Source organism: Buttiauxella brennerae ATCC 51605 (assembly GCF_001654925.1).
Lineage (GTDB): Bacteria > Pseudomonadota > Gammaproteobacteria > Enterobacterales > Enterobacteriaceae > Buttiauxella > Buttiauxella brennerae.
On the sequence record NZ_LXER01000038.1, the window covers coordinates 20,420 to 27,216 of the forward strand.

General features: G+C 52.6%; 7 protein-coding genes. 5 read left to right on the forward strand and 2 right to left on the reverse strand.

Annotated features, from left to right (window positions below; genetic code table 11):
• Positions 1 to 18: 18 nt before the first annotated feature.
• The 5 genes from hemE to M975_RS20225 all read left to right on the forward strand — a co-directional run bounded on the left by hemE (position 19) and on the right by M975_RS20225 (position 3,567).
• Positions 19 to 1,083, forward strand: a complete 1,065-nt coding sequence (gene hemE / locus M975_RS20205; RefSeq protein ID WP_064561676.1) for a uroporphyrinogen decarboxylase — start codon at positions 19 to 21, stop codon at positions 1,081 to 1,083.
• Positions 1,084 to 1,092: 9 nt separating this feature from the next.
• Positions 1,093 to 1,764, forward strand: a complete 672-nt coding sequence (gene nfi / locus M975_RS20210) for a deoxyribonuclease V (RefSeq protein WP_064561677.1) — start codon at positions 1,093 to 1,095, stop codon at positions 1,762 to 1,764.
• A 43-nt stretch (positions 1,765 to 1,807) separates the two neighbouring features.
• Complete coding sequence (locus M975_RS20215) at positions 1,808 to 2,398, forward strand: YjaG family protein (RefSeq protein ID WP_064561678.1); 591 nt, start codon at positions 1,808 to 1,810, stop codon at positions 2,396 to 2,398.
• Between the two features lie 186 nt (positions 2,399 to 2,584).
• Complete coding sequence (gene hupA, locus M975_RS20220) at positions 2,585 to 2,860, forward strand: nucleoid-associated protein HU-alpha (protein WP_034492331.1); 276 nt, start codon at positions 2,585 to 2,587, stop codon at positions 2,858 to 2,860.
• A gap of 8 nt (positions 2,861 to 2,868) precedes the next feature.
• Entirely contained in the window at positions 2,869 to 3,567 is a 699-nt protein-coding gene (locus M975_RS20225; protein ID WP_064561680.1) for a DUF1481 domain-containing protein, read from the forward strand.
• 52 nt (positions 3,568 to 3,619) lie between these two features.
• Here the strand turns inward: M975_RS20225 and purD are convergent, their stop codons facing one another.
• The gene (gene purD / locus M975_RS20230; RefSeq protein WP_064561679.1) at positions 3,620 to 4,912 is read right to left on the reverse strand and encodes a phosphoribosylamine--glycine ligase; all 1,293 of its coding nucleotides are present in this window, start codon (positions 4,910 to 4,912) and stop codon (positions 3,620 to 3,622) included.
• Positions 4,913 to 4,929: 17 nt separating this feature from the next.
• Positions 4,930 to 6,519 carry a bifunctional phosphoribosylaminoimidazolecarboxamide formyltransferase/IMP cyclohydrolase gene (gene purH, locus M975_RS20235; protein WP_064515309.1) on the reverse strand — a complete coding sequence of 530 codons (1,590 nt, stop codon included), beginning with the start codon at positions 6,517 to 6,519 and terminating at the stop codon, positions 4,930 to 4,932.
• Positions 6,520 to 6,797 lie beyond the last annotated feature (278 nt).

Here is a 6,797-nt window from a genome sequence, read left to right on the forward strand (position 1 = left end):
AGCCAAAGGAAATGCAAAATGACTGAACTGAAGAACGATCGTTACCTGCGGGCGCTGCAACGCCAGCCTGTAGATACCACGCCAGTATGGATGATGAGGCAGGCAGGTCGTTACTTGCCAGAATACAAAGCGACTCGTGCACAGGCTGGCGATTTTATGTCGCTGTGCAAAAATGCTGAGTTGGCTTGCGAAGTGACTTTGCAGCCGCTGCGCCGCTACAAACTTGATGCGGCGATCCTCTTCTCCGACATCCTCACCGTGCCTGATGCGATGGGGCTTGGCCTTTATTTTGAAGCCGGTGAAGGCCCGCGTTTCCGCTCGCCAATTACCAGCCGTGCTGATGTTGAAAAGTTGCCGATTCCTGATCCGGAAGGTGAACTGGGTTATGTGATGAACGCGGTGCGCACTATTCGTCGCGAATTAAAAGGCGAAGTGCCGCTCATCGGTTTTACCGGTAGCCCGTGGACACTGGCGACTTATATGGTCGAAGGCGGCAGTAGCAAGGCCTTTACCGTTATCAAAAAGATGATGTATGCCGATCCGCAAGCGCTGCACCTTCTGCTCGACAAGCTGGCGCAAAGCGTCACGCTGTATCTGAATGCGCAAATCAAAGCAGGCGCGCAGTCAGTGATGATTTTCGATACCTGGGGTGGTGTGCTGACCGGGCGTGATTATCAGCAGTTCTCGCTCTATTACATGCACAAAATCATCGATGGCCTGCTACGTGAAAACGAAGGTCGTCGAGTGCCTGTGACGATGTTCACTAAGGGTGGCGGTCAGTGGCTGGAAGCGATGGCTGAAACGGGATGTGATGCGCTGGGGCTGGACTGGACCACCGATATCGCCGATGCTCGTCGCCGTGTAGGTCATAAAGTCGCATTGCAGGGCAATATGGACCCATCCATGCTGTACGCGCAGCCTGCGCGTATCGAAGAAGAAGTCGCGACCATTCTGGCTGGGTTCGGTAAAGGTGAAGGGCACGTGTTTAACCTTGGCCACGGGATTCACCAGGATGTCCCGCCAGAACATGCGGGTGCGTTTGTAGAAGCGGTGCACCGTTTGTCGAAGCCGTATCACGAGTAAGGATCAGTGATGGATCTTGCAAGCTTACGCGCACAGCAGATCGAACTCGCTTCACAGGTGATCCGCGAGGATCGCTTTGAGCAGGATCCTCCCCGGTTAATTGCCGGTGCAGACGTTGGGTTTGAACAGGGCGGTGATGTTACGCGTGCCGCCATCGTGTTATTACAATATCCCTCTCTTGAACTGGTTGAATATCAGGTGGCGCGTGTCGCCACCTCGATGCCATATATCCCCGGCTTCCTTTCCTTCCGTGAATATCCTGCACTGCTTGCGGCGTGGGAAATGCTGTCGCAAAAACCGGACCTGCTATTTGTTGATGGCCACGGTATTTCTCACCCACGGCGTTTGGGTGTTGCCAGCCATTTTGGCCTGCTGGTGGATGTGCCGACGATTGGCGTTGCCAAGAAGCGTCTGTGTGGGAAGTTTGAGCCCCTGGCTGAAGAACCCGGAGCTTGCCAGCCGCTGAGCGACAAAGGTGAAGCGCTTGCCTGGGTGCTGCGCAGTAAAAAGCGCTGCAATCCGTTGTTTGTCTCGACAGGTCACCGTGTAAGCCTTGATACGGCCTTGTTATGGGTTAATCGCTGTATGGCGGGTTACCGCTTACCTGAGCCCACTCGCTGGGCAGATGCTGTGGCATCGGGTCGCCCGGCTTTCACGCGGTGGCAAGCAATTCAGGGGTGATTAAGGTAAACTGCCGCTAATATTCCGTCTTTGAGACATCGCTATGTTACAAAACCCAATCCATCTGCGTATGGAGAAACTGGAAAGCTGGCAGCATGTCACTTTCATGGCTTCTTTATGCGAACGCATGTACCCAAATTACGCCATGTTCTGCCAACAGACTGAATTTGGTGATCCCCAGTTGTATCGCCGTATTCTCGACTTGATTTGGGAAACGCTGACGGTCAAAGATGCGAAAGTAAACTTTGATAGCCAACTTGAGAAGCTCGAAGAAGGCATTCCTTCAGCTGACGACTATGATATCTACGGCGTCTATCCGGCGATTGATGCATGCGTTGCATTGAGCGAATTAGTTCACTCACGTCTTTCAGGGGAAACTCTGGAGCATGCAATCGAAGTCAGTAAGGCATCAATTACGACAGTTGCTATGCTGGAAATGACCCAGGCTGGTCGCGAAATGACCGACGAAGAGCTGCGATTGAACCCCGCTGTTGAAGAAGAATGGGACATTCAATGGGAGATTTTCCGCCTGTTAGCCGACTGCGAAGAACGTGACATTGAGCTGATCAAAGGGTTGCGTGCGGACCTGCGTGAAGCGGGTAGTAGCAATATTGGTATAAATTTGCAGCAGTAAGACAGCAAAACGTGACTTACAGTCCGAATTGTCACCCCTGAAGGCTTCCAATTAGCCCCCCGTCTGGTCTACATTTGTGGGGCGAAAAAAAGTGGCTATCGGTGCGTGTATGCAGGAGAGTGCTTTTTTGGCATTTCCGTCGCACTCGATGCTTAGCAAGCGATAAACACATTGTAAGGATAACTTATGAACAAGACTCAACTGATTGATGTAATTGCTGACAAGGCTGATCTGTCTAAAGTACAGGCTAAAGCTGCTCTGGAATCCACCCTGGCTGCAATTACTGAGTCTCTGAAAGAAGGTGATGCTGTCCAACTGGTTGGTTTCGGTACCTTTAAGGTAAACCACCGTGCTGAGCGCACTGGCCGCAACCCACAGACCGGTAATGAAATCAAAATCGCCGCAGCTAACGTGCCGGCATTTGTTTCAGGCAAAGCACTGAAAGACGCTGTTAAGAGCTAATAGTGTCAGTGAACAGTTTTAGCAGAGGGGCGTTTACGCCCCTTTTGTTTGTCTGCCGTCCTCTGGCCGCGCTGACAGGCACATTGCTGCTTATGGCTTGCAGCAGTCATTCTCCTCTCCCGCCATTTACCGCGAGCGGATATATTGCCGATCAAGGTGTTGTGCGCATCTGGCGTAAAGACAACAGCGATGATGGCAGCATTCACATGCTTACGGCGTTTAGCCCAAGGCAGAAGGGTGCAACGACCACCAGTGATTACCGCTGGCAAGGCGAGCAGCTGGTATCGATTGAAATGACGATTCAGAGCGAGCCGTCAGAACATATCAAAGTGCGTTTTGACGATCACGGCGAACTGAGCTTTATGCAGCGCGAAGTGAATGGTCAGAAACAGCAGCTTTCCAATGACCAAATCGCCCTGTATCAGTATCAGGCGACTCAGACTAAAGCGACCAGCGAAGCATTGCGCATTGGGCGTGTTGTTTTGCGACAGGGCCGCTGGCATAGCAATGGCACGGTGACAACCTGCGAAGGTGAGACATTCGAGCCTAAACTCGACAGCGCATCGCTGAATCATATTGCGAATCGCCAACGCCATTCGTCACTCGATGTAAGCATAGCCTGGCTTGAAGCGCCGGACGGTTCTCAGCTGTTGCTGGTAGCGAATCAGGATTTCTGTAGCTGGCAACCTAAGCCTGCTACGTTCTAAATAAAAAAACCGCCACAAGGGCGGTCTTGAATATCACTGCGAGTTTTGAGTCTTACTTCGCGTTTTCACGCTCAATAGCGCGATAGCCAATATCTGAGCGGCTAAAACTGCCATCCCAATGGATATCCTTCATCAACTCGTAAGCACGCTGCTGCGCTTGTGCGACAGTGTCGCCTAATGCGGTTACGCACAGAACACGGCCACCGTTAGTCACAACCATATCGTCTTCACGCAATGTCGTTCCGGCGTGGAACACTTTGCCGTCTGCGACTTCTTCAAGTGGCAAACCATGAATCACATCGCCGTTACGATAATCAGCAGGGTAGCCGCCAGCCGCCATCACCACACCCAGAGATGGGCGCTCGTCCCACTTAGATGTTGTCTTATCCAGCTTGCCATCACATGCGGCGAGGCACAGCTCAACCAGATCTGATTGCAGGCGCAGCATGATTGGCTGAGTTTCAGGGTCACCAAAGCGGCAGTTAAACTCGATAACCTTCGGGTTACCTTGTTTATCGATCATCAGGCCGGCATACAGGAAACCGGTGTAGGTATTCCCTTCAGCAGCCATGCCGCGCACGGTTGGCCAGATAACCAGGTCCATTGCACGCTGGTGGACTTCATCAGTCACGACTGGGGCAGGAGAGTACGCACCCATACCGCCAGTGTTCGGGCCGGTATCTGCATCACCAACACGCTTATGATCCTGACTGGTGGCCATCGGCAGAACGTTTTCGCCATCCACCATCACGATGAAGCTGGCCTCTTCGCCATCTAAAAACTCTTCTACAACGATGCGGTGCCCGGCGTCGCCAAAGGCGTTACCCGCCAGCATGTCGTTAACGGCGGCTTCGGCTTCGATCAGCGTCATCGCTACGATTACGCCTTTGCCCGCGGCCAGGCCGTCAGCTTTAATGACAATCGGGGCGCCTTTTTCACGGACGTAGGCCAGTGCAGGTTCAACTTCGGTGAAGTTCTGGTATTCGGCCGTTGGGATTTTATGGCGCGCCAGGAAATCTTTAGTGAAGGCTTTAGAACCTTCTAACTGTGCAGCACCCTGGGTTGGGCCAAAGATTTTCAGGCCAGCCGCACGGAAGGCATCAACAACGCCAATCACCAGCGGCGCTTCCGGGCCAACAATCGTCAGGTCGATTTTTTCATTCTGCGCAAAGCTCAGCAGGGCAGCAATGTCAGTTGGGATAATCGCTACGTTCTGCAAAGCAGGTTCCAGAGCCGTACCGGCATTGCCTGGAGCAACAAATACCGTATGAACTAGTGGTGACTGTGACGCTTTCCAGGCCAGCGCGTGTTCACGCCCGCCATTACCTATTACTAATAATTTCATTTATAGACGCTCCGGGATTAATGGCGGAAGTGGCGCATGTCGGTGAAGATCATGGCGATCCCATGTTCGTCAGCAGCGGCGATCACTTCTTCATCGCGGATTGAACCACCAGGCTGGATAACACAGCTCACGCCAACTGCCGCTGCGGCATCAATACCGTCACGGAATGGGAAGAAGGCATCTGATGCCATTGCCGAGCCTTTCACTTCCAGGCCTTCATCGCTTGCCTTGATACCGGCAATTTTGGCGGAATAGACACGGCTCATCTGACCGGCACCTATGCCGATAGTCATATTCTCGCGGGCATAGACAATGGCGTTGGACTTAACAAACTTCGCTACCTTCCAGCAGAACAATGCATCACGCAGTTCTTGCTCGGTCGGCTGGCGTTTGCTAACAACACGCAGGTCTGCGGCTGTCACCATACCCAGATCGCGATCCTGTACTAACACACCGCCGTTAACGCGTTTGAAATCCAGGCCCGGAATACGCTGCTGCCACTGGCCGCAAGTCAGAACGCGAACGTTTTGCTTAGCCGCTGTGATCTTCAGAGCTTCTTCGCTGGCTGAAGGGGCAATAATCACCTCGACGAACTGGCGGGAGATAATCGCCTGCGCAGTTTCGGCATCCAGTTCACGGTTGAAAGCGATGATGCCGCCGAATGCGGAGGTCGGGTCTGTTTTATAGGCGCGGTCGTATGCATCTAATAAGGAATCGCTGACTGCCACACCACAAGGGTTGGCATGCTTCACGATAACGCAGGCAGGTTCGTTGAACTCTTTCACACATTCCAGTGCGGCATCGGTATCAGCGATGTTGTTATAAGAGAGCGCTTTGCCCTGAACCTGAGTTGCGGTGGCAACGGAGGCTTCTTTAATTTCTTCTTCTATATAGAAGGCTGCTTGCTGGTGGCTGTTCTCACCGTAACGCATATCCTGCTTCTTAATGAAGTTCAGGTTCAGTGTACGAGGGAAGCGACCAGAAGGATCTTTGCTTTCGCCATGATAGGCAGGAACCATGCTACCGAAGTAGTTGGCGATCATGCTGTCGTAAGCGGCGGTGTGTTCGAAAGCCTTAATAGCCAAATCGAAACGTGTCTCGAGCGTCAGAGATCCTTCATTAGCATCCAGCTCGCTAATAATCGCTTCGTAGTCACTGCTCTTTACAACGATTGCCACATCTTTATGGTTCTTCGCCGCGGAGCGCACCATGGTTGGGCCGCCGATATCAATATTCTCTACCGCATCTTCCAGAGAGCAGCCTTCGCGGGCAACAGTCTGTGCGAACGGGTAGAGGTTGACGACAACCATATCAATTGGGGAGATAGCGTGTTGTTCCATGATCGCATCATCCTGACCGCGACGACCCAGAATGCCGCCGTGAACTTTTGGATGCAGGGTTTTGACGCGTCCATCCATCATCTCCGGGAAACCGGTGTAGTCAGAGACTTCGGTTACCGGCAGGCCAGCTTTAGCCAGCAGATGAGCGGTTCCGCCAGTGGACAGCAGCTCCACGCCACGTTGGGAGAGCGCTTGGGCGAATTCGACGATACCGGCTTTGTCAGAAACACTGAGCAGAGCGCGGCGTACAGGACGACGTTGTTGCATGGTTTGATCCCTTAGCTTTGGTTCGCATATAGAAGAGCGTTAGCTGAATTTTAGCAATTTTCCCTAAAACTCAGCTAACGCCCCAAAACGGGGGCGTCCATTTATTGCGGGTGCATTGTAGCGAAAACGTTTGCGTCACGCTCGGAAAATTTAGGACTTCATCACGAATGTGGATAACTTTGTGTGTAACTGCGTATAAAGCGGGGTTTTGCTGTGGAATGCAGCAGTCAGTCAAATTAACGCATATTTAGGGTTGCAGCCTCCGGAGAACTCCCTAT

Bases quoted from the DNA above. Each gene is read 5' to 3' on its own strand.
- hemE (WP_064561676.1), top strand. From the start codon at position 19: ATGACTGAACTGAAGAACGATCGTTACCTGCGGGCGCTGCAACGCCAG.
- nfi (WP_064561677.1), top strand. From the start codon at position 1,093: ATGGATCTTGCAAGCTTACGCGCACAGCAGATCGAACTCGCTTCACAG.
- M975_RS20215 (WP_064561678.1), top strand. From the start codon at position 1,808: ATGTTACAAAACCCAATCCATCTGCGTATGGAGAAACTGGAAAGCTGG.
- hupA (WP_034492331.1), top strand. From the start codon at position 2,585: ATGAACAAGACTCAACTGATTGATGTAATTGCTGACAAGGCTGATCTG.
- purD (WP_064561679.1), bottom strand. From the start codon at position 4,912: ATGAAATTATTAGTAATAGGTAATGGCGGGCGTGAACACGCGCTGGCC.
- purH (WP_064515309.1), bottom strand. From the start codon at position 6,519: ATGCAACAACGTCGTCCTGTACGCCGCGCTCTGCTCAGTGTTTCTGAC.